A 20,903-nucleotide genomic window follows, 5' to 3' on the forward strand; every position below is an offset into this window, starting at 1 on the left:
GATAAATCCCCTCGCCACAAAAGTAGTGCGTATGTTTGCCTGGCAAGATGCTCATGGCTGATGTTTTACCCAAGGCCCGGTACAATCCGGGCCTTGTTGTTTTCATGACTTAACGCAGGATCACTATGCCGGCTTCATTCGTTCATCTACGCCTGCACACTGAATACTCCCTGGTCGACGGTCTGGTGCGGATCAAGCCCCTGGTCAAGACCCTGGTGGGCATGAACATGCCTGCCGTGGCGGTCACCGACCAGAACAACATGTGTTCGCTGGTCAAGTTCTACAAGGCCGCCATGGGCGCCGGGATCAAGCCGATCTGCGGCGCCGACCTGTGGCTGTCGAACAAGGACCCCGACGCACCGCTGAGCCGTATCAGCCTGCTGGTGATGAACGCCCAGGGTTATCGCAACCTCACCGAGCTGATCTCCCGCGGCTTCATCGATGGCCAGCGCAACGGCTCGATCATCATCGAGCGCGAGTGGGTGGCCGAGGCCAGCGAAGGGCTGATCATGCTGTCGGCGGCCAAGGAAGGTGAGATCGGCCTGGCCCTGCTCAGCGGCAACCCCGATGAAGCCGAGACCCTGGCCCGTGACTGGATGGCGGTGTTCCCGGAGCGCTTCTACATCGAAGTGCAGCGCACCAACCGTCCCAACGACGAAGAACACTTGCACGCCGCCGTGGCCCTGGCCGACAAGATTAGCGCGCCGCTGGTGGCGACCAACGACGTGCGCTTTATCAAGCAGGAAGACTTTGAAGCCCACGAAACACGGGTTTGCATCGGTGAGGGCCGGGCCCTCGACGATCCGCGGCGGTCGAAAAACTACAGCAACCAGCAATACCTCAAGAGCGCCGAGGAAATGGCCGAGTTGTTCAGCGACCTGCCTGAGGCGCTGGAAAACACCGTCGAGATCGCCAAGCGCTGCAACATCGAAGTGAAGCTGGGCAAGCACTTCCTGCCCAACTTCCCGATTCCCGATGGCATGACCATCGACGAGTACTTCCGCAAGGTTTCCTTCGACGGCCTTGAGGAACGCCTCCGCGTTTTGCTGCCCAAGGACACCACCGAAGATTACGAAGCCAAGCGCCAGGTCTATGTCGACCGGTTGAATTTCGAACTGGATATCATCATCCAGATGGGATTCCCCGGTTACTTCCTGATCGTGATGGACTTCATCCAGTGGGCCAAGAACAACGGCGTGCCGGTGGGCCCAGGCCGTGGATCGGGTGCCGGGTCGCTGGTGGCCTACGTGCAGAAGATCACCGACCTCGACCCGTTGGAATATGACCTGCTGTTCGAACGTTTCCTCAACCCGGAACGGGTTTCCATGCCCGACTTCGACGTCGACTTCTGCATGGATGGCCGCGACCGGGTCATCGACTACGTGGCCGAGAAATACGGCCGCAACGCGGTGAGCCAGATCATCACCTTTGGTTCCATGGCCGCCAAGGCTGTGGTGCGCGACGTGGCGCGGGTGCAGGGCAAGTCCTACGGTCTGGCGGATCGCCTGTCGAAGATGATTCCGTTCGAAGTCGGCATGACCCTGGAGAAGGCCTACGAGCAGGAAGAGATCCTGCGGGACTTCATCAAGGTCGACGAGGAAGCTGCGGAAATCTGGGAGATGGCTCGCAAGCTCGAAGGCGTGGTGCGTAACGTCGGCAAGCACGCCGGGGGCGTGGTGATCGCGCCGACCAAGTTGACCGACTTCTCGCCGATCTATTGCGATGAAGAAGGCGACGGCCTGGTCACCCAGTTCGACAAGGATGACGTCGAGGCGGCGGGCCTGGTGAAGTTCGACTTCCTCGGCCTGCGGACCCTGACGATCATCGACTGGGCGCTGAAAACCATCAACCGCGACCGGGCCAAGGTCGGCGAAGAACCGCTGGACATTGCCTTCATCCCGCTGGATGACAAGCCGACCTACAGCCTGCTGCAAAAAGCCGAAACCACGGCGGTGTTCCAGCTTGAATCCCGGGGCATGAAGGAGCTGATCAAGAAGCTCAAGCCCGACTGCCTGGAAGACCTCATCGCACTGGTGGCCCTGTTCCGTCCGGGGCCGTTGCAATCGGGCATGGTGGATGACTTCATCAACCGTAAGCACGGCCGCGCCGAGCTGGCATACCCGCATTCGGATTATCAGTACGAAGGCTTGAAGCCGGTGCTGGCACCGACCTACGGCATCATCCTGTACCAGGAACAGGTGATGCAGATTGCCCAGGTCATGGCCGGTTATACCCTTGGCGGCGCGGACATGCTGCGTCGGGCCATGGGTAAGAAAAAACCCGAGGAAATGGCCAAGCAGCGCGGCGGTTTCATTGAGGGTTGCGCGACCAACGGCATCGACCCTGACCTGGCCGGTAACATTTTCGACCTGGTGGAAAAGTTCGCCGGCTACGGCTTCAACAAATCCCACTCCGCTGCCTATGGCCTGGTGTCGTACCAGACCGCGTGGCTGAAGGCGCATTACCCGGCGCCATTCATGGCCGCGGTACTGTCGGCGGATATGCACAACACCGACAAGGTCGTGACCTTGATCGAAGAAGTGCGGACCATGAAGCTGCGCCTCGACGCACCGGACGTGAACGCTTCGGAGTTCAAGTTCACGGTGAACGACGAGGGCCGCATCATCTATGGCCTGGGCGCGATCAAGGGCGTGGGCGAGGGGCCGGTGGAAGCCATCACCGAAGCGCGCCAGGACGGGCCGTTCAAGGACCTGTTCGATTTCTGCGCCCGGGTCGACCTCAAGCGCATCAACAAGCGCACCCTCGATGGTTTGATCCGCAGTGGCGCCCTGGATCGGCTCGGGCCTTACTTCCAGGATGAGCCCAAGGCCTACCAGGCCAATATCGACCGCAATCGCGCGGTGTTGCTGGCGGCGATGGAAGAGGCGATCAAGGCCGCCGAACAGACGGCCCGTACCCATGACAGTGGTCACGCCGACCTGTTTGGCGGGTTGTTCGTCGAAGAAGACGCCGATGTCTACGGCAACCATCGCAAGGCCAAGGAGCTGACCCTCAAGGAGCGCCTCAAGGGTGAGAAAGACACCCTGGGCCTGTACCTCACCGGTCACCCGATCGACGAATACGAAGGCGAGATCCGCCGCTTCGCCCGCCAGCGCATCATTGACCTCAAGCCGGCGCGCGACACCCAGACCGTCGCCGGCATGATCATCGCCCTGCGGGTGATGAAGAACAAAAAGGGCGACAAGATGGGCTTCATCACCCTCGACGACCGCTCCGGGCGTATCGAGGCGTCATTGTTCGCCGATGCGTTCCACTCGGCGCAATCGCTGTTGCAGACCGATGCGATGGTGGTGGTGGAAGGCGAGGTCAGCAACGATGACTTTTCCGGTGGCCTGCGGCTGCGGGTCAAGCGGGTGATGAGCATGGAGGATGCCCGTACCAACTTGGCCGAGAGCCTGCGCCTGAAGTTGCAGACCCAGGACCTCAAGGGCGATCAGCTACGCTGGTTGGGCGAATTGTTCAAGCGCCATCGCGGTGCCTGCCCGATCACCATGGAGTACGTACGCCCCGATGCCAAGGCCGTGCTGCAGTTCGGCGAAGGCTGGCGGATCGATCCGGCGGATGCGTTGATTCAAGCCTTGCGTGACCAGTTCGGCAAAGACAACGTCTTCCTCCAATACCGTTGACGGCCAGGGGCCACTGTTGAAACCGGAATACCCCTGATCTCGACCCGAATTTTTAATCTCGACCTGAACGCGCCTCTCCCTTAAGGTAGGCGCGAATAGACAACCGGCCGGCCCAAGCTCTCTTGGACGTCGACCCAAGACGGACGCCTATGAACCCGAATTTTCTAGATTTCGAACAGCCGATCGCCGACCTGCAAGCCAAGATCGAAGAGTTGCGCTTGGTCGGTAATGACAATTCGCTGAATATCGGCGATGAAATCTCTCGTCTGCAGGACAAAAGTCGCACGCTGACCGAAGACATCTTCGGCAAGCTGACCAGCTGGCAGATCGCCCGCCTGGCGCGGCACCCGCGTCGTCCCTACACCCTGGACTATATCGAGCACATCTTTACCGAGTTCGATGAGCTGCACGGCGACCGTCACTTCTCCGACGACGCCGCGATCGTTGGCGGGGTTGCCCGCCTGGACGAGCAGCCGGTGATGGTGATCGGTCACCAGAAAGGCCGCGAAGTGCGCGAGAAGGTGCGCCGCAACTTCGGCATGCCGCGTCCGGAAGGCTACCGCAAGGCGTGCCGCCTGATGGAAATGGCCGAGCGCTTCAAGATGCCGATCCTGACCTTCATCGACACCCCGGGCGCCTACCCGGGCATCGACGCCGAAGAGCGCAACCAGAGCGAAGCGATTGCCTGGAACCTGCGCGTCATGGCACGCCTGAAAACCCCGATCATCGCCACCGTGATTGGCGAAGGCGGTTCCGGCGGTGCGTTGGCCATTGGTGTCTGCGACCAGTTGAACATGCTGCAATATTCCACCTATGCGGTGATCTCGCCGGAAGGCTGCGCCTCGATCCTGTGGAAAACCGCCGAGAAGGCCCCGGATGCCGCCGAGGCCATGGGCATTACCGCCGAGCGTCTCAAAGGCCTGGGCATTGTCGACAAAGTGATCAACGAGCCCGTGGGCGGCGCCCACCGCGACCCGGCTGCCGCGGCGGCACTGATCCGTGCCGAGCTGAGTTCCCAGCTGTCGATGCTCAAGAAGTTCGACAACGACGCGCTGCTGGCTCGTCGCTATGAGCGGTTGATGAGCTACGGTCTCTGATCTGACCAAGCTTCCAGCAGTTGTGGGGGGCAGTGTGGGAGCGGGCTTGCTCGCGAAAGCGGTTTAACATTCAACCCATGTGTTGACTGATTCACCGCCTTCGCGAGCAAGCCCGCTCCCACATTTGATTTGTGCCAAGGCTGATACCCATGAACACAAGCATCGACCTGCCAACCCGGCTCCTCACACAGTTATCCCCCTGGCGCAACGCTGCCACCTGGCGCATCGCCTTCTCCGGTGGCCTCGACTCCACCGTCCTGTTGCACCTGCTCGCGTCTCTCTCCAAAACCCAAACCCTGCCACCGTTAAGCGCTATCCACGTCCATCATGGCCTGCAGGCTGTGGCCGAGGCATGGCCGGACCATTGCCGCTCGTTCTGCAAGGCCCTTGGGGTGCCGCTTGAAGTGGTGAGCGTGCAAGTCCAGCCCGGCGCCAGCGTCGAGCGTGCCGCCCGGGAGGCGCGTTATGGCGCCTTCGTGGCGGCCATCCATGACAACGAAGTGCTGCTCACCGCCCAACATCGTGATGACCAGGCCGAAACCTTGCTGTTTCGCCTGCTGCGGGGGGCAGGGGTAAGGGGGCTGGCAGCGATGCCACGGCAACGGCCTTTGGGCCGGGGGCATCTGCTGCGGCCCTTGCTCGATGTGTCCCGTGCCGAGCTGGAGGCCTATGCGACACAACAGGGATTGAGCTGGATCGACGACCCGTCCAACGACGATCACCGATACGCACGCAACTACCTGCGCCAGCGGATTTTTCCGGCGCTGACCGAGCACTGGCCGCAAGCCTCGGCGACACTGGCTCGCAGCGCTGGACACATGGCCGAAGCCCAAGGTTTGCTGGACGATTTGGCGCGGATCGACTTGGCCCAGGCCGCGTCCCCAGGTGCATTCGACTGGCTTGGGCTGCAATCCCTGGCGCTGGCGCCGTTGCGGGCGTTGTCGCCGGCCCGTCAGCGCAACGCGTTGAGTCATTGGTTGGCACCGATGACCCTGCTGCCCGACAGCGATCACTGGGCGGGCTGGGACTCGTTGCGCGATGCCGCCGACGATGCCCGGCCAATCTGGCGCCTGGCCGGCGGTGAGCTGCACCGGGCCGCCGGGCGGGTCTGGTGGTTATCCGACCACTGGCTATGTTCGCCGTCAGGCGCCGTCGACTGGGCGGATCCGGCGCTGGCGCTGCGCTTGCCGGACAATGGTCGGGTGGTGCTCAACGGCACGCCGCCTGCGGGGCCGCTCAGCGTGCGCTATCGTCAAGGCGGCGAGGTGCTGGCGTTAGCGGGTCGTGGTCATCGTGATCTCAAACGCTTGCTCAATGAAAAGGCCGTGCCGGCGTTCGTTCGCGGCCGATTGCCGCTGCTCTATCAAGGCGAGCAATTGCTGGCGGTGGCTAACCTGGCCGGGCTCGATGCACAGGCTGATGGCAGTTGGCAATTGATCTGGACGCCAGGAAGCCAAGATCTGGGTTTGAGCTGAAAGGGGCTTTCCGGTAGACTACGCTCCCTTCTTGATACAACTTCTGTGGATTCGCCTGAATTGCAGGAGTTGCCGATTACCAAGCAGTCTTTGCTGGGCGATTCCAAAAAATGTGTAGCGAGCAACGTACCGGTGATTTCACTTCCGGTCTGTCCCAACGCGGCGGTTTTTTTGAAAGGTGCACTGTGATTAATGCAGGTGATCGGGGGCTTCGGCCTTCCTTCGCTTTCCCCGGCGGCTCGGACCGCTTTAACGCAGACTTCTAGGGTTTTTCATGACGCGCTACATATTCGTCACGGGCGGTGTTGTTTCTTCATTGGGGAAAGGCATTGCCTCGGCTTCATTGGCGGCCATCCTGGAGGCGCGGGGACTTAAGGTCACCATGCTCAAGCTGGACCCGTACATCAACGTCGACCCGGGCACCATGAGCCCGTTCCAGCACGGTGAAGTGTTCGTCACCCACGACGGCGCCGAGACCGACCTGGACCTGGGCCACTACGAGCGGTTCATCCGCACGACCATGACCCAGAACAACAACTTCACCACCGGCCGTGTCTACGAGCACGTGCTGCGCAAGGAGCGTCGTGGTGACTACCTGGGCGCGACCATACAGGTCATCCCGCACATCACCGACGAAATCAAGCGCCGCATCATCAAGGGTGCCGGCGATGCCGACGTGGCGATGGTCGAAATCGGCGGTACCGTGGGCGATATCGAGTCCCAGCCGTTCCTGGAAGCCATCCGCCAGTTGCGTTTCGAAATCGGCGCCAAGCGCGCGATGCTGATGCACCTGACGCTGGTGCCATATATCGCCACCGCCGGCGAAACCAAGACCAAGCCAACCCAGCACTCGGTCAAGGAACTGCGTTCCATCGGCCTGCAGCCGGACGTGCTGATCTGCCGCTCCGATCATCCGATCGACATCTCGTCGCGTCGCAAGATCGCCCAGTTCACCAACGTTGAAGAGCGTGCGGTCATCGGCCTGGAAGACGCCGACACCATCTACAAGATCCCGGGCATCCTGCACTCCCAGGGCCTGGACGATTTCGTCGTCGAGCGCTTCGGCCTGCAGTGCGCCGGCGCCGACCTGTCCGAATGGGAAGCGGTGGTCGATGCCAAGCTCAATCCGGAACACGAAGTCACCATCGCCATGGTCGGTAAGTACATGGAACTGCTGGACGCCTACAAGTCGCTGATCGAGGCGATGAGTCACGCCGGTATCAGTAACCGCACCAAGGTCAACCTGCGCTACATCGATTCCGAAGACATCGAGAACCAGGGCACCGGCCTGCTCGAAGGCGCCGATGCGATCCTCGTGCCGGGCGGCTTCGGCCTGCGGGGCGTGGAAGGCAAGATCACCGCTGTGCAATACGCTCGCGAAAACAAGGTGCCTTACCTGGGGATCTGCCTGGGCATGCAAGTGGCGGTCATCGAGTTCGCCCGTAACGTGCTGGGCTGGAAAGACGCCAACTCCACCGAATTCGATCGCGCCAGCGGTCACCCGGTCGTGGGCTTGATCACCGAGTGGGAAGATGCCACCGGCGCCGTGGAAGTGCGCACCGAAAGCTCTGACCTGGGCGGCACCATGCGTCTCGGCGCCCAGGAATGCCTGCTCGAAGCCGGCTCCAAGGTGCACGATTGCTACGCCAAGGATGTGATTGTCGAGCGTCACCGTCATCGCTACGAAGTGAACAACAACCTGCTGCCGCAACTGATCGAGGCCGGCCTGAAAATCTCCGGTCGTTCCGGTGACGGCGCGCTGGTGGAAGTGGTCGAGTCCCCGGATCATCCATGGTTCGTCGCCTGCCAGTTCCACCCCGAGTTCACCTCGACGCCACGGGACGGTCATCCGTTGTTCAGCGGTTTTGTGAAGGCCGCTTTGGCTCAACACCAGAAAAAGGCATAAGACGATGGCCCAGAAGATCATCCGCGTCGGCGACATCGAGATTGCCAACGACAAACCCATGGTGCTGTTTGGCGGCATGAACGTGCTGGAAAGCCGCGACATGGCGATGCAGGTTTGCGAGGAGTATGTGAAGGTCACCCAGAAACTGGGTATCCCTTACGTGTTCAAGGCCAGCTTCGACAAGGCCAACCGTTCCTCTGTGACTTCCTACCGTGGCCCGGGCCTGGAAGAAGGCATGCGGATCTTCCAGGACATCAAGCAAGCCTTTGGCGTGCCGATCATCACCGACGTCCACGAGCCTGCCCAGGCCGCGGTCGTCGCCGAGGTCTGCGACATCATCCAGTTGCCGGCCTTCCTGTCGCGCCAGACCGACCTGGTGGTCGCGATGGCCAAGACCGGCGCGGTGATCAACATCAAGAAGGCCCAGTTCCTCGCGCCCCAGGAAATGAAACACATCCTGAGCAAGTGCGAAGAGGCCGGCAACGACCAGTTGATCCTCTGCGAGCGCGGTTCGAGCTTCGGCTACAACAACCTGGTGGTGGACATGCTCGGCTTCGGCATCATGAAGCAGTTCGAATACCCGGTGTTCTTCGACGTGACCCACGCTTTGCAGATGCCCGGTGGTCGCTCCGACTCCGCCGGCGGTCGCCGCGCCCAGGTCACAGATCTGGCCAAGGCGGGCATGAGCCAGTCCTTGGCCGGCCTGTTCCTTGAGGCCCACCCCGATCCGGACAACGCCAAGTGCGACGGTCCTTGCGCCTTGCGCTTGAACAAGCTGGAACCTTTCCTGTCTCAGCTCAAGTCGCTGGATGAGCTGGTCAAGGGTTTTCCGACGATAGAAACCGCGTAACGCGGTTTTCTCCGGTAAAGTACCGCTCGATTATCGCTCTGGCCCGCTGGCCGCACTGCTCTTGTGGGAGCATGGCCTGCGATGACGCCCTTCAGGGCTCATCGTCGGCAAGCCTTGCTCTTTGTGGCGAGGGAGCTTGCTCCCGCTGGAGTGCGAAGCGCTCCCATCCAGGCGCTTGGCTGCATTGCAGCTGAGCGCGAGCAAGTTTTCTGCAACGTTCTAGTCAACTTTGGAGTGTTTACAACAATGGCAAAAATCGTCGACATCAAAGGTCGTGAAGTTCTCGACTCCCGTGGCAACCCCACTGTTGAAGCGGACGTGCTTCTCGACAACGGTATCATCGGCAGCGCCTGCGCGCCGTCCGGTGCTTCCACTGGCTCGCGCGAAGCGCTGGAGCTGCGTGATGGCGACAAGAGCCGTTACCTGGGCAAGGGCGTGCTCAAAGCCGTCGCCAACATCAACGGTCCGATCCGCGAACTGTTGCTGGGCAAGGATCCTGCCGACCAGAAAGCCCTCGATCACGCGATGATCAAGCTCGACGGTACCGAAAACAAAGCCACCCTGGGTGCCAACGCAATCCTCGCCGTGTCCCTGGCCGCTGCCAAGGCCGCTGCCCAGGACCAGGACCTGCCGCTGTACGCGCACATCGCCAACCTCAACGGTACCCCGGGTGTCTACTCGATGCCGGTGCCGATGATGAACATCATCAACGGCGGCGAGCATGCCGATAACAACGTCGACATCCAGGAATTCATGGTGCAGCCGGTTGGCGCCAAGACCTTCTCCGAAGGCCTGCGCATGGGCACCGAGATTTTCCATCACCTCAAGGCTGTGCTGAAGGCCCGTGGCCTGAGCACCGCGGTTGGCGACGAAGGCGGTTTCGCACCGAACCTGGCGTCCAACGAAGACGCGCTGAAAGTGATCTCCGAAGCCGTGGCCAACGCTGGCTACAAGCTGGGCACCGACGTGACCCTGGCCCTGGACTGCGCCGCCAGTGAATTCTACGAAGACGGCAAGTACAACCTGTCCGGCGAAGGCCAGGTGTTCACCGCCGAAGGTTTCGCCGACTACCTCAAGGGCCTGACCGAACGCTATCCGATCATCTCCATCGAAGACGGCCTGGACGAGTCCGACTGGGCGGGCTGGAAAATCCTCACCGACAAGATCGGCGAGAAAACCCAGCTGGTGGGTGACGACCTGTTCGTGACCAACACCAAGATCCTGAAAGAAGGCATCGACAAGAAGATCGCCAACTCGATCCTGATCAAGTTCAACCAGATCGGCACCCTGACCGAAACCCTGGAAGCCATCCAGATGGCCAAGGCTGCCGGCTATACTGCCGTGATCTCCCACCGCTCCGGTGAAACCGAAGACTCGACCATTGCCGACCTGGCCGTGGGCACTGCGGCAGGCCAGATCAAGACCGGTTCGCTGTGCCGTTCCGACCGCGTTTCCAAGTACAACCAACTGCTGCGTATCGAAGAGCAGTTGAATGGCAAGGCCAAGTACAACGGTCGCGCCGAGTTTCGCGGTTAAGCGGTAAATGGTAAAAAGACAGCGGGTTGGGTCGCAAAAGTCGCCATGGTGGCGGTTTTGCCTCTAATCTGATGCCTTATCAAGCACAAGCCTGGGTTCTCCAGGCTTCGTGCTATCAGACGCTTCAAAGTTTGGCATGGCGGTCTTTTTTCACTGGATACCTGATATTCGATGCGCAGTCCCAATTGGTTGTTTCTTGTCTTGCTCCTGTTGCTGGCCGGCCTGCAGTACCGCCTGTGGGTGGGTAATGGCAGCCTGGCACAAGTGGCCGACCTGACTCAGCAAATTGCCGACCAACACGCCGAAAACGAGGCGCTGCTGGAGCGTAATCGGGTGATGGACGCCGAAGTGACCGAGTTGAAAAAAGGCATGGAGACCGTTGAAGAGCGGGCTCGACATGAACTGGGCATGGTCAAGGAGGGCGAAACCCTCTACCAGTTGGCCCAATGAGTATGCGTTTGCCGGCCTTCTGGGCCGTGATTCCTGCCGCGGGCGTTGGCGCCCGGATGGCCGCCGACCGTCCCAAGCAATACCTGCAACTGGGCGGGCGCACAATTCTTGAACACAGCCTCGGCTGTTTCCTCGACCATCCCACCGTCAAGGGTGTGGTGGTCAGCCTTGCACACGATGATCCTTACTGGCCGACCTTGGCCTGCGCCAGCGACACACGCATCCAGCGTGTCGACGGTGGCGAGCAACGTTCTGATTCAGTGCTCAATGCCTTGCTGCATCTGCACGGGCAGGGCGCCGACGATCACGATTGGGTGCTGGTGCACGATGCGGCCCGGCCCAACCTGGCCCGGGCCGACCTGGACACCCTGCTCAGCGAGTTGGTGAACGACCCGATCGGCGGCCTGCTGGCCGTCCCGGCGCGCGACACCCTCAAGCGCGCCGACAAGCAGGGTCGCGTGCTGGAAACCGTCGATCGCAGCGTGATTTGGCAAGCCTATACACCGCAGATGTTCCGCCTCGGTGCTCTGCACCGGGCCCTGGCCGACAGCCTGGTGGCGGATGCGGTGATTACCGACGAAGCGTCCGCCATGGAATGGGCCGGGCAGGCACCGCGCTTGATCGAAGGGCGTTCGGATAACATCAAGGTCACTCGGCCGGAAGATCTGGAGTGGTTGCGCCAGCGGTGGGTGAATCGGCATTAAGCTGGATCTGTTTTCTCGTTAGATCACCGTCGTCTGGGCTGGCGCTATCGCGAGCAAGCTCGCTCCCACAGGGTTTTCGTCGAATGATGGACCTGTGTTCACACCGCTCCACTGTGGGAGCGAGCTTGCTCGCGATGACGCCGGCCCAGGCAACAAAGAACCCCAGTCACCCCCGATATTCCGGCCGCTCAGCCAACCCTTCCTTCAAGTAATCCACCAACTTGCGCACTTTCGGCGACAGATGCCGCTGCTGTGGATACAACGCCCACACCGCCGTATTTGGCGGCTGATGGGCTTCCAGCAGCGAGATCAACGCCCCACTGTGCAAATGCTCCAGCACGTAATAATCCGGCAACTGACACAACCCCACCCCTTGCAGCGCCGCATCGAGCACCGCTTGCCCACTGTTGCAACGCCAGTTTCCCTGTACTCGCTGGGAAAATTCCCGCCCGTTCTGCTCCAGTTGCCAAATATCGGAGCTGCCGATCAGGCAATTGTGGCGGCTCAGTTCCGACACGCTGTGGGGCCGGCCGTAGTGTTCCAGGTAAGAGGGCGAGGCGCACAAGTACATGCGCCGCGGTGCCAGGCGTGTGGCGACCAGGCGAGAGTCCTGCAAGCGACCCAGGCGAATCGCCAAGTCCAGGCTCTCATGCACCAGGTCCAGCGGGCGATTGCTCAGCTCGATGTCGACCCGCAACTGCGGGTAAAGCCCCATGAACCGCGTCACCAGCGGCACGATAAACCGCTCGCCATAGGCCACGGCGCAGGTCATGCGCAGCATGCCCTTGGGCTCGCTGGTCAGGTCGCCGACGGCCCGCAGTGCTTCCTCGCGTCCGTCCTGCAAACGCTGGCAATGCTGCAAAAAGGTTTGTCCGGCTTCGGTCAGTGTGACCCGGCGAGTACTGCGGTAAAGCAGGCGTGTCTGTAGACGCTCTTCGAGCCGTACGATTTGTCGACTGATATGGGAAGACGAAACCCCGAGCCGTTCGGCAGCGGCGGTGAATTGGCTGCACTCGGCCACGGCTACAAATTCGTCGATGCCTTCCCAGCGGTTATCAGACATGAAGGATTATCCCTATACAGCAATAATGTTTTGCTTTTGGCTGGATTATTCATTGTCTGGCGGAGGATTACACTCCCGGTCTTGTCTTTATTTGCTGGAGAACCCGGAATGATCAAGTCGCGCGCTGCCGTTGCCTTCGAGGCCAAGAAACCCCTGGAAATCGTTGAAGTCGACGTCGCCATGCCCAAGGCGGGCGAAGTGCTGTTGCGCGTGGTGGCTTCCGGTGTCTGCCACACCGATGCCTACACCCTGTCGGGTGCCGACCCGGAAGGGATCTTCCCGTCGATCCTGGGCCATGAAGGCGGCGCCATTGTCGAAGCCATCGGCGAAGGCGTGACTTCGGTGGCGGTGGGTGACCATGTAATCCCGCTGTACACGCCGGAGTGCGGCCAGTGCAAATTCTGTAAGTCGGGCAAGACCAACCTCTGCCAGGCGATTCGCGCTACCCAGGGCAAAGGCCTGATGCCGGACGGCACTTCGCGCTTTTCCTACAAGGGCGAGACGATTTTCCACTATATGGGGACGTCGACGTTCTCTGAGTACACCGTGCTGCCGGAAATCTCCGTCGCCAAGATCCCAAAAGAAGCGCCGCTGGAAAAAGTCTGCCTGCTGGGTTGTGGCGTCACCACCGGCATCGGCGCGGTGCTCAACACCGCCAAGGTCAAGCCGGGTGACACCGTGGCGATCTTCGGCCTGGGCGGTATCGGCCTGTCGGCCGTGATCGGCGCCGTGAAGGCCAAGGCCGCGCGGATCATCGCCATCGACATCAACCCGGCCAAGTTCGAAATCGCCAAGCAACTGGGCGCCACCGATTGCGTCAACCCGAAAGACTTCGACCGTCCGATCCAGGAAGTCATCGTGGACATGACTGACGGCGGCGTGGACTTTTCCTTCGAGTGCATCGGCAATGTCCAGTTGATGCGTGCCGCCCTGGAGTGCTGCCACAAAGGTTGGGGCGAGTCGGTGATCATCGGCGTGGCTGGCGCCGGTCAGGAAATCGCCACCCGTCCATTCCAGTTGGTGACCGGGCGCGTCTGGCGCGGTTCGGCCTTTGGTGGCGTGCGCGGCCGCAGCGAATTGCCAAGCTACGTGGAAATGGCCGAGAAGGGCGAAATCCCGCTGGATACCTTCATCACCCACACCATGGGCCTGGAAGATATCAACAAGGCGTTCGACCTGATGCATGAAGGCAAGAGCATCCGCACCGTTATCCATTTCTGAGGTCGGTCATGAGTCTGGAAAACATCTCCTGCCAGAAAAGCTTCGGCGGCTGGCACAAGCGTTACCGGCACCGTTCCGAAGTGCTGGGTTGTGACATGGTGTTTGCCGTGTACCTGCCACCGCAAGCCGAGCAGGGCGGCAAGTTGCCGGTGCTGTATTGGCTGTCCGGGCTGACCTGCACCGACGAGAACTTCATGCAGAAGGCTGGCGCCCAGCGCATGGCCGCCGAGCTGGGCCTGATCATCGTTGCGCCGGACACCAGCCCCCGTGGCGCCGACGTGCCGGGCGATCCGGACAATGCCTGGGACTTCGGCCTGGGGGCGGGCTTTTATCTGAACGCCACGCAGGATCCGTGGGCGCGGCATTATCGGATGCATGACTACGTGGTGCAGGAATTGCCGGCGCTGGTCGAAGCGCATTTCCCGGCTTCGGACAAACGCGGTATCAGTGGTCACTCCATGGGCGGCCACGGTGCGCTGGTCTGCGCCTTGCGCAACCCGGGGCGTTACCGTTCAGTGTCGGCCTTTTCGCCGATCAACAATCCAATGGATTGCCCATGGGGCCAGAAGGCGTTCTCCCGTTACCTGGGGGAAGACCGCTCGAAATGGCGGGAATGGGATGCCTGTGCATTGATTGCCGAGGCGCAGGAGAAGCTGCCATTGCTGGTGGACCAAGGCGATCGCGATGATTTCCTGGCCAACCAACTCAAGCCCGAAGCCTTGCAACAGGCGGCCAAGTCCGCCGGCCATCCGTTGGAGCTGCGCCTGCAACCGGGCTACGACCACAGCTACTTCTTCATCGCCAGCTTCATTGACGACCACTTGCAGCATCATGCACGCGCTCTAAACGTCTAATGCAGGTAGAATCACGCCCTGACAAAAATCGGGGCGTTTTTTTATGCGTATTGGCCACGGCTACGATGTTCACCGTTTCGCTGAAGGCGACTTCATTACTCTGGGCGGCGTGCGGATCGCACACGGCTTCGGGCTGCTCGCGCATTCTGACGGTGATGTCCTGCTGCACGCCTTGAGCGATGCACTGCTCGGCGCGGCGGCCCTGGGTGATATCGGCAAGCACTTCCCCGACACCGACCCGCAATTCAAGGGGGCCGACAGCCGCGTGCTGCTGCGCCATGTGGTCGCACTGATCCACGCCAAGGGCTGGAAAGTCGGCAACGTCGACAACACCATCGTTGCCCAGGCCCCCAAAATGGCCCCGCACATCGAAGCGATGCGCCAGCTGATCGCCGAGGATCTTCAAGTTGAGTTGGACCAAGTGAACGTGAAGGCCACCACCACCGAAAAGCTGGGTTTCGTCGGTCGCGAAGAAGGCATTGCCGTCCACTCCGTTGCCTTGTTGCTGCGCCATGACTGAATTGGAACTGTTAGGGCCGCGCGCCTACGGTGAACCCTTGGGCAGTGCGGTACTCAAGGCCACCGCTGAAGATTTCCAGGTCGATGAAGTGCTCGACATCCCGTTGACCGGCGATGGCGAACATTTGTGGATCTGGGTCGAAAAACGTGGCTTGAACACCGAAGAGGCTGCCCGACGAATCGCCAAGGCCGCCGGCGTGCCGTTGCGCACCGTCAGCTACGCCGGGCTCAAGGACCGTCAAGCCCTGACCCGCCAATGGTTTAGCGTCCAATTGCCAGGCAAGGCCGATCCGGACTTGTCGGCGGCAGAGAACGACACGCTGAAGATCCTCAAGACCGGGCGACATAAACGCAAACTGCAACGCGGCGCGCACTCGGCCAACGGCTTCACCTTGCGCCTGACCCAATTCAAGGGCGACACGGCGGCGATCGATGCGCGTCTGCAACAGATTGTCCGCCAGGGTATCCCCAACTATTTTGGCGCCCAGCGCTTCGGCCATGACGGCGGCAATGTCGTCGATGCCCGTGCCTGGGCGGCGCGCAAGGCTTTGCCGGAACAGCGCAATGTGCGCTCGCGGCTGTTATCCACCGCCCGCAGCTTTCTGTTCAACCGGGTGCTGGCGGCGCGGGTCGCCGACGGGACCTGGCAGCAGGCCCAGGTGGGCGACTTGCTCGCCTTCACCGACAGCCGCAGTTTCTTCCCCGCCGGTGAGGCTGAGTGCAGCGATCCGCGCCTGACCATTCTCGACCTGCACCCGACCGGGCCGCAGTGGGGTGAGGGGCCTTCGCCTGCCGCCGGCGCGACGTTTGAACTGGAACAAGCCGTTGCCGCGGGCGAGGCCGATTTGCGGGACTGGTTGATAAACGCGGGAATGAGTCACGAACGTCGCATCCTGCGACTGCCCATTGGCGGGCTGTCGTGGCATTATCCCTCGCCTGACATTCTGCAACTGGAATTCGTCCTGCCGGCCGGATGTTTCGCCACTGTCTTGGTGCGCGAACTCGTCGATCTGGTGCCGGTGGGGCAGACGGACAGCCCATGCGTATTCTGATTTCTAACGACGACGGGGTGACTGCACCCGGTCTTGCCGCGCTTTATGCTGCGCTGGCGGATTTTGCCGAGTGCGTAGTCATCGCTCCGGACCAGGACAAGAGCGGCGCCAGCAGCTCGCTGACGCTCGACCGTCCTTTGCATCCCTGCTATCTGGATAACGGTTTCATCAGCCTCAACGGCACTCCGACCGATTGCGTGCATCTGGGCCTCAACGGCTTGCTGGAACGTGAGCCGGACATGGTGGTGTCGGGCATCAACCTGGGCGCCAACCTGGGAGATGACGTGCTGTATTCCGGCACGGTCGCCGCTGCCTTGGAAGGTCGCTTCCTGGAAAAACCGTCGTTTGCCTTTTCGTTCGTTTCACGGCAGGTCGATAACTTGCCGACCGCCGCCTACTTCGCCCGTAAACTGGTCGAAGCCCATGGCGCGCTGGACCTGCCGCCCCGCACGGTGCTGAACGTGAATATCCCCAACCTGCCGCTCGATCACATCCGTGGCATCCAGCTCACACGCCTGGGCCATCGTGCCCGCGCCGCCAAACCGATGCATGTCGTCGACCCGCGCGGCAAGGCCGGTTATTGGATCGCCGCCGCCGGTGATGCCGAGGATGGCGGGCCAGGCACTGATTTCCATGCGGTGATGCAAGGCTATGTCTCGATCACGCCGTTGCAGCTGGACCGTACCTTCAACGACGCCTTTCGAAGTCTCGATGGCTGGCTGGAGGGGCTGCGCTGATGGCTCGTGAGCAAGACGATATGCTGCGCCGTGGAATCGGCATGACTTCCCAACGCACCCGTGAACGACTGATCCAGCGTCTCTACGAAGAAGGCCTGTCCAACGCCCAGGTGTTGGAGGTGATTCGCCGCACGCCGCGCCATTTGTTCGTCGATGAAGCCCTGGCCCATCGCGCCTATGAAGACACGGCGTTGCCGATCGGCCACAACCAGACCATTTCCCAGCCGTACATGGTGGCTCGCATGAGCGAGTTGCTGCTGGAGGCGGGGCCGTTGGACAAGGTGATGGAGATCGGCACCGGTTCGGGTTACCAGACGGCGGTGTTGTCTCAGCTGGTCGAGCGGGTGTTTTCCGTCGAGCGGATCAAGGTCCTGCAGGATCGCGCCAAGGAACGCCTGGTGGAACTGAACCTGCGCAACGTGGTGTTTCGTTGGGGCGATGGCTGGGAAGGTTGGCCGGCCTTGGCACCGTACAACGGCATTATCGTCACCGCGGTGGCCACCGATGTACCTCAAGCCCTGCTGGATCAGCTCGCCCCTGGTGGACGGCTGGTCATCCCGGTGGGCGCCGGTGAGGTCCAGCAACTGATGTTGATCGTGCGCGAAGAGCACGGGTTTTCGCGACACGTCCTGGGAGCGGTGCGGTTTGTGCCGTTGCTCAATGGACCGTTGGCCTGAGCATTTATAAACGGACGCTGAATTCCGTGGCCACGTCTGTGTCTTACAGCGGCACCGATTCGCTGAACAGAGCCCAATGGCGTCGAGCAAACGTGTGCGGCGACGCGTTGCGCTTCATTAATAGAGGCGCAGTTGTCGCCAGCTATATTTGTATGAACGCTGCCTGGACAGGCAGCCTCCAATTTTTCAGCCACCACAAAGGGAGCGGCGGGTGAGTCTCACAGTCATTGCGCAGCGTATGGGTATCACGAGCTTTCAGCGCCTGGTGACTGGCCTTGTCTTGAGCATTTTGCTGGTCGGTTGTTCCAGTACGCCGTCTAGCAATGTCCGGGTGGTCGATCGCAACAGTGCAGCACCTCAACGTCCTACAGTAACGACCGGCCAATATGTAGTCCGTCGCGGCGATACGCTGTTTTCCATCGCTTTTCGCTACGGCTGGGACTACAAGGCCCTCGCGGCGCGCAACAACATTCCTGCGCCTTATACGATTCACCCCGGTCAGACGATTCGCTTCGATGGCCGTAGCGGTTCAACGCCTACTGCGGTGGTGACACAGTCGGGTTCGACGCCTTCTTCGTCGAGCAAAACCACGGTCATTCGCCGGCCGGCGGGGGCTGGGACGGCGGTAATACCGTCCGTCGCGAGCAAACCAGCCCCTGCGCCGATGCCGCCTGCGGGCCCCGCCCCGACAGGCTGGGGATGGCCTTCTAATGGCGTTCTCATTGGAAAATTCTCTTCAAACGGTAGTTTGAATAAAGGAATTGATATCGCCGGGGATTTGGGACAGCCTGTTTTAGCTGCGTCTGATGGCACGGTTGTGTACGCCGGGAGTGGTTTGAGGGGCTACGGCGAACTCGTCATCATCAAACACAGCGATACCTACGTCAGTGCCTACGGTCACAACCGCAGGCTGTTGGTTCGGGAGGGGCAGCAGGTCAAGGTCGGACAGACAATTGCCGAAATGGGATCAACGGGAACAGACCGGGTGAAACTGCATTTTGAGATTCGCCGACAAGGTAAACCAGTCGATCCGCTGCAATTCCTGCCACGTCGTTGATTTGATTGTCAGCCTGTTCCGTCACGTAGAGGGAACAGGCTCCAGCGTTGCCAAGGATAAAGGCGTCGCTTGAGCTTGAGGTCGAACTCACCAAAGGACTATAACAATGGCTCTCAGTAAAGAAGTGCCGGAGTTTGACATCGACGATGAGGTTCTCCTTATGGAGACCGGCATCGCTATGGATTCGATGTCGAATGATGAAGGGGCGACTCCACCTTCCGTTCGTGCCAAATCCAAACACTCCGCTTCGCTTAAACAACATAAGTACATTGATTACACCCGGGCGCTGGACGCCACTCAGCTGTACCTCAACGAAATCGGTTTCTCGCCACTGCTCTCCCCCGAGGAAGAAGTTCATTTTGCGCGGCTGTCGCAAAGTGGCGACCCGGCCGGTCGAAAACGCATGATTGAAAGTAACCTGCGCCTGGTGGTGAAAATCGCCCGACGCTACGTCAATCGCGGGCTTTCGCTGCTGGACCTGATCGAAGAGGGCAACCTGGGCCTGATTCGCGCCGTCGAGAAATTCGACCCCGAGCGCGGCTTCCGTTTCTCGACCTACGCCACCTGGTGGATCCGCCAGACCATCGAACGGGCGATCATGAACCAGACCCGGACGATCCGGTTGCCGATTCATGTGGTCAAGGAGCTGAACGTCTACCTGCGGGCCGCCCGTGAGTTGACCCAGAAACTTGATCATGAACCTTCACCCGAAGAAATCGCCAACCTGCTGGAAAAACCGGTGGGTGAGGTCAAGCGCATGCTTGGGCTCAATGAGCGGGTGTCCTCGGTGGACGTTTCCCTGGGGCCGGACTCGGATAAAACCTTGTTGGACACCCTTACGGATGATCGACCTACCGATCCGTGCGAGCTGTTGCAGGACGATGACCTGTCACAGAGCATCGACCAGTGGCTCTCGGAGCTGACCGATAAGCAACGGGAAGTGGTGATTCGCCGCTTCGGCTTGCGCGGGCACGAAAGCAGCACGCTTGAAGATGTCGGGCTGGAGATTGGGTTGACTCGTGAGCGGGTCCGGCAGATCCAGGTTGAAGGTCTCAAGCGTTTGCGAGAGATCCTGGAGAAGAACGGCTTGTCGAGTGAGTCGTTGTTTCAATAAGCCAAGGCAAGAGCAGCATAAAACGCCCTGACTGGCTGTGATGCTGTCTACTTGGAAAAACGGCGCTTCCCTTGCTAAAGAGGGAGGCGCCGTTTTTTTTTTTGGCTTGGGTTTGGGTGTATATCCGTTTCTTCGGTAACGGCGGCTATTGGTTCCGCCCTTACGGCGGGTCACTTTTGGAAGAGCGCCAAAAGTAACCAAAAGCGCTTTGCCCCACCACTCGGTGCCTCGCTTAGGCTCGGCATGCCTGAACGAAGGCCTTGCTCCGTGGGCCGCCGCGAAGGGCCATCCATGGCCCAGCGCGGCTAACCCGGCATCCATGCCGGGTTACCCACTCCACAACACCTCCGTTCAGCCATCGTGGTTAACGGGGCGCCCGAGATCAACGTCCACCGCGAGGCGGCCTGATAGCCGACCTGGTTCCTGATGGGACCGCGTTTCCCCTGTGGAATGAGTGTGGGAGCGAGCTTGCTCGCGATGGCGGTGGGTCAGTTTGCGGTGATGTTGGATGTGCCGGCCTCATCGCGAGCAAGCTCGCTCCCACAGTGGTTGTGTGTTGGGTATAAATCTTGTGTCCGCTGGAGATTGAATTTGGGAGCGGGCTTATTCGCGATGGCGGTGGTTCAGTCACATGGATGCTGGGCTTGCCGACCTCATCGCGAGCAAGCTCGCTCCCACAGTGGTTGTGTGTTGGATATATAAATTTTGTGTCCACTGGAGATTGAATGTGGGAGCGAGCTTGCTCGCGATGGTGGTGGTTCAGTCACATGGATGCTGGGCTTGCCGACCTCATCGCGAGCAGGCTCGCTCCCACAGGAGAAATGCGGTCCCCATCAAGAGCCAGGTCGGCTATCAGGCCGCCTCGTAGTGGGGTGGACGTTGATCTCGGCGCCCCGTTAACCACGCTGGCCGAACGCAGGCATTGTGGAGTGGGCATCCCGGCA

At 60.8% G+C, this 20,903-nt stretch carries 17 protein-coding genes; 16 read left to right on the forward strand and 1 reads right to left on the reverse strand.

All coding sequences use genetic code 11. The features are described from left to right. Window positions 1-125 precede the first annotated feature (125 nt). The 8 genes from dnaE (at window position 126) to ispD (ending at window position 11,665) form a co-directional block, all read left to right on the forward strand. Window positions 126-3,647, forward strand: coding sequence for a DNA polymerase III subunit alpha (dnaE, locus tag AC3A5O_RS16970; protein WP_487753473.1), 3,522 nt, complete (start codon window positions 126-128; stop codon window positions 3,645-3,647). Between the two features lie 149 nt (window positions 3,648-3,796). Beyond that, window positions 3,797-4,744 (forward strand): acetyl-CoA carboxylase carboxyltransferase subunit alpha, encoded by a 948-nt coding sequence (locus tag AC3A5O_RS16975; RefSeq protein ID WP_092330636.1) that lies wholly within the window; start codon window positions 3,797-3,799, stop codon window positions 4,742-4,744. A gap of 149 nt (window positions 4,745-4,893) precedes the next feature. Beyond that, window positions 4,894-6,219 (forward strand): tRNA lysidine(34) synthetase TilS, encoded by a 1,326-nt coding sequence (gene tilS, locus AC3A5O_RS16980; protein ID WP_460090341.1) that lies wholly within the window; start codon window positions 4,894-4,896, stop codon window positions 6,217-6,219. A gap of 274 nt (window positions 6,220-6,493) precedes the next feature. Then, on the forward strand, window positions 6,494-8,125 hold the full coding sequence (gene pyrG, locus AC3A5O_RS16985) for a CTP synthase (protein ID WP_122565459.1): 1,632 nt from the start codon (window positions 6,494-6,496) through the stop codon (window positions 8,123-8,125). Between the two features lie 4 nt (window positions 8,126-8,129). After that, window positions 8,130-8,975 (forward strand): 3-deoxy-8-phosphooctulonate synthase, encoded by an 846-nt coding sequence (gene kdsA, locus AC3A5O_RS16990; RefSeq protein WP_122565457.1) that lies wholly within the window; start codon window positions 8,130-8,132, stop codon window positions 8,973-8,975. A gap of 246 nt (window positions 8,976-9,221) precedes the next feature. After that, complete coding sequence (eno, locus tag AC3A5O_RS16995; RefSeq protein ID WP_013692387.1) at window positions 9,222-10,511, forward strand: phosphopyruvate hydratase; 1,290 nt, start codon at window positions 9,222-9,224, stop codon at window positions 10,509-10,511. Window positions 10,512-10,682: 171 nt separating this feature from the next. Beyond that, complete coding sequence (gene ftsB, locus AC3A5O_RS17000; protein WP_003184873.1) at window positions 10,683-10,961, forward strand: cell division protein FtsB; 279 nt, start codon at window positions 10,683-10,685, stop codon at window positions 10,959-10,961. Beyond that, window positions 10,958-11,665 (forward strand): 2-C-methyl-D-erythritol 4-phosphate cytidylyltransferase, encoded by a 708-nt coding sequence (gene ispD, locus AC3A5O_RS17005; protein WP_487753474.1) that lies wholly within the window; start codon window positions 10,958-10,960, stop codon window positions 11,663-11,665. Before ftsB ends, ispD begins: the two co-directional genes overlap by 4 nt. A gap of 166 nt (window positions 11,666-11,831) precedes the next feature. On the opposite strand, the gene AC3A5O_RS17010 is transcribed toward ispD, so the two are convergent. After that, entirely contained in the window at window positions 11,832-12,728 is an 897-nt protein-coding gene (locus tag AC3A5O_RS17010; RefSeq protein WP_305469940.1) for a LysR substrate-binding domain-containing protein, read from the reverse strand. A gap of 108 nt (window positions 12,729-12,836) precedes the next feature. Here AC3A5O_RS17010 and AC3A5O_RS17015 point away from each other — a divergent pair, with 108 nt between their 5' ends. The 8 genes from AC3A5O_RS17015 (at window position 12,837) to rpoS (ending at window position 19,959) form a co-directional block, all read left to right on the forward strand. Further along, window positions 12,837-13,949 carry an S-(hydroxymethyl)glutathione dehydrogenase/class III alcohol dehydrogenase gene (locus AC3A5O_RS17015; RefSeq protein ID WP_060738985.1) on the forward strand — a complete coding sequence of 371 codons (1,113 nt, stop codon included), beginning with the start codon at window positions 12,837-12,839 and terminating at the stop codon, window positions 13,947-13,949. An 8-nt stretch (window positions 13,950-13,957) separates the two neighbouring features. Next, a complete protein-coding gene (gene fghA, locus AC3A5O_RS17020) occupies window positions 13,958-14,803 on the forward strand; it encodes an S-formylglutathione hydrolase (protein ID WP_122565453.1) in 846 nt (281 codons plus the stop codon). Between the two features lie 43 nt (window positions 14,804-14,846). Next, window positions 14,847-15,323, forward strand: coding sequence for a 2-C-methyl-D-erythritol 2,4-cyclodiphosphate synthase (gene ispF, locus AC3A5O_RS17025; protein ID WP_305469942.1), 477 nt, complete (start codon window positions 14,847-14,849; stop codon window positions 15,321-15,323). Next, complete coding sequence (truD, locus tag AC3A5O_RS17030; RefSeq protein WP_487753475.1) at window positions 15,316-16,374, forward strand: tRNA pseudouridine(13) synthase TruD; 1,059 nt, start codon at window positions 15,316-15,318, stop codon at window positions 16,372-16,374. The genes ispF and truD overlap by 8 nt, the downstream gene beginning before the upstream one ends. Beyond that, entirely contained in the window at window positions 16,362-17,111 is a 750-nt protein-coding gene (gene surE / locus AC3A5O_RS17035) for a 5'/3'-nucleotidase SurE (protein WP_122565449.1), read from the forward strand. The genes truD and surE overlap by 13 nt, the downstream gene beginning before the upstream one ends. A gap of 41 nt (window positions 17,112-17,152) precedes the next feature. Beyond that, window positions 17,153-17,788, forward strand: coding sequence for a protein-L-isoaspartate(D-aspartate) O-methyltransferase (locus tag AC3A5O_RS17040; protein ID WP_170862085.1), 636 nt, complete (start codon window positions 17,153-17,155; stop codon window positions 17,786-17,788). A 211-nt stretch (window positions 17,789-17,999) separates the two neighbouring features. After that, window positions 18,000-18,845 carry a peptidoglycan DD-metalloendopeptidase family protein gene (locus tag AC3A5O_RS17045; RefSeq protein ID WP_122565448.1) on the forward strand — a complete coding sequence of 282 codons (846 nt, stop codon included), beginning with the start codon at window positions 18,000-18,002 and terminating at the stop codon, window positions 18,843-18,845. A gap of 106 nt (window positions 18,846-18,951) precedes the next feature. Then, window positions 18,952-19,959, forward strand: coding sequence for an RNA polymerase sigma factor RpoS (gene rpoS, locus AC3A5O_RS17050; RefSeq protein WP_003198289.1), 1,008 nt, complete (start codon window positions 18,952-18,954; stop codon window positions 19,957-19,959). The last annotated feature ends 944 nt before the right edge of the window (window positions 19,960-20,903 follow it).

This window comes from Pseudomonas sp. Soil_N_39 (assembly GCF_057655955.1).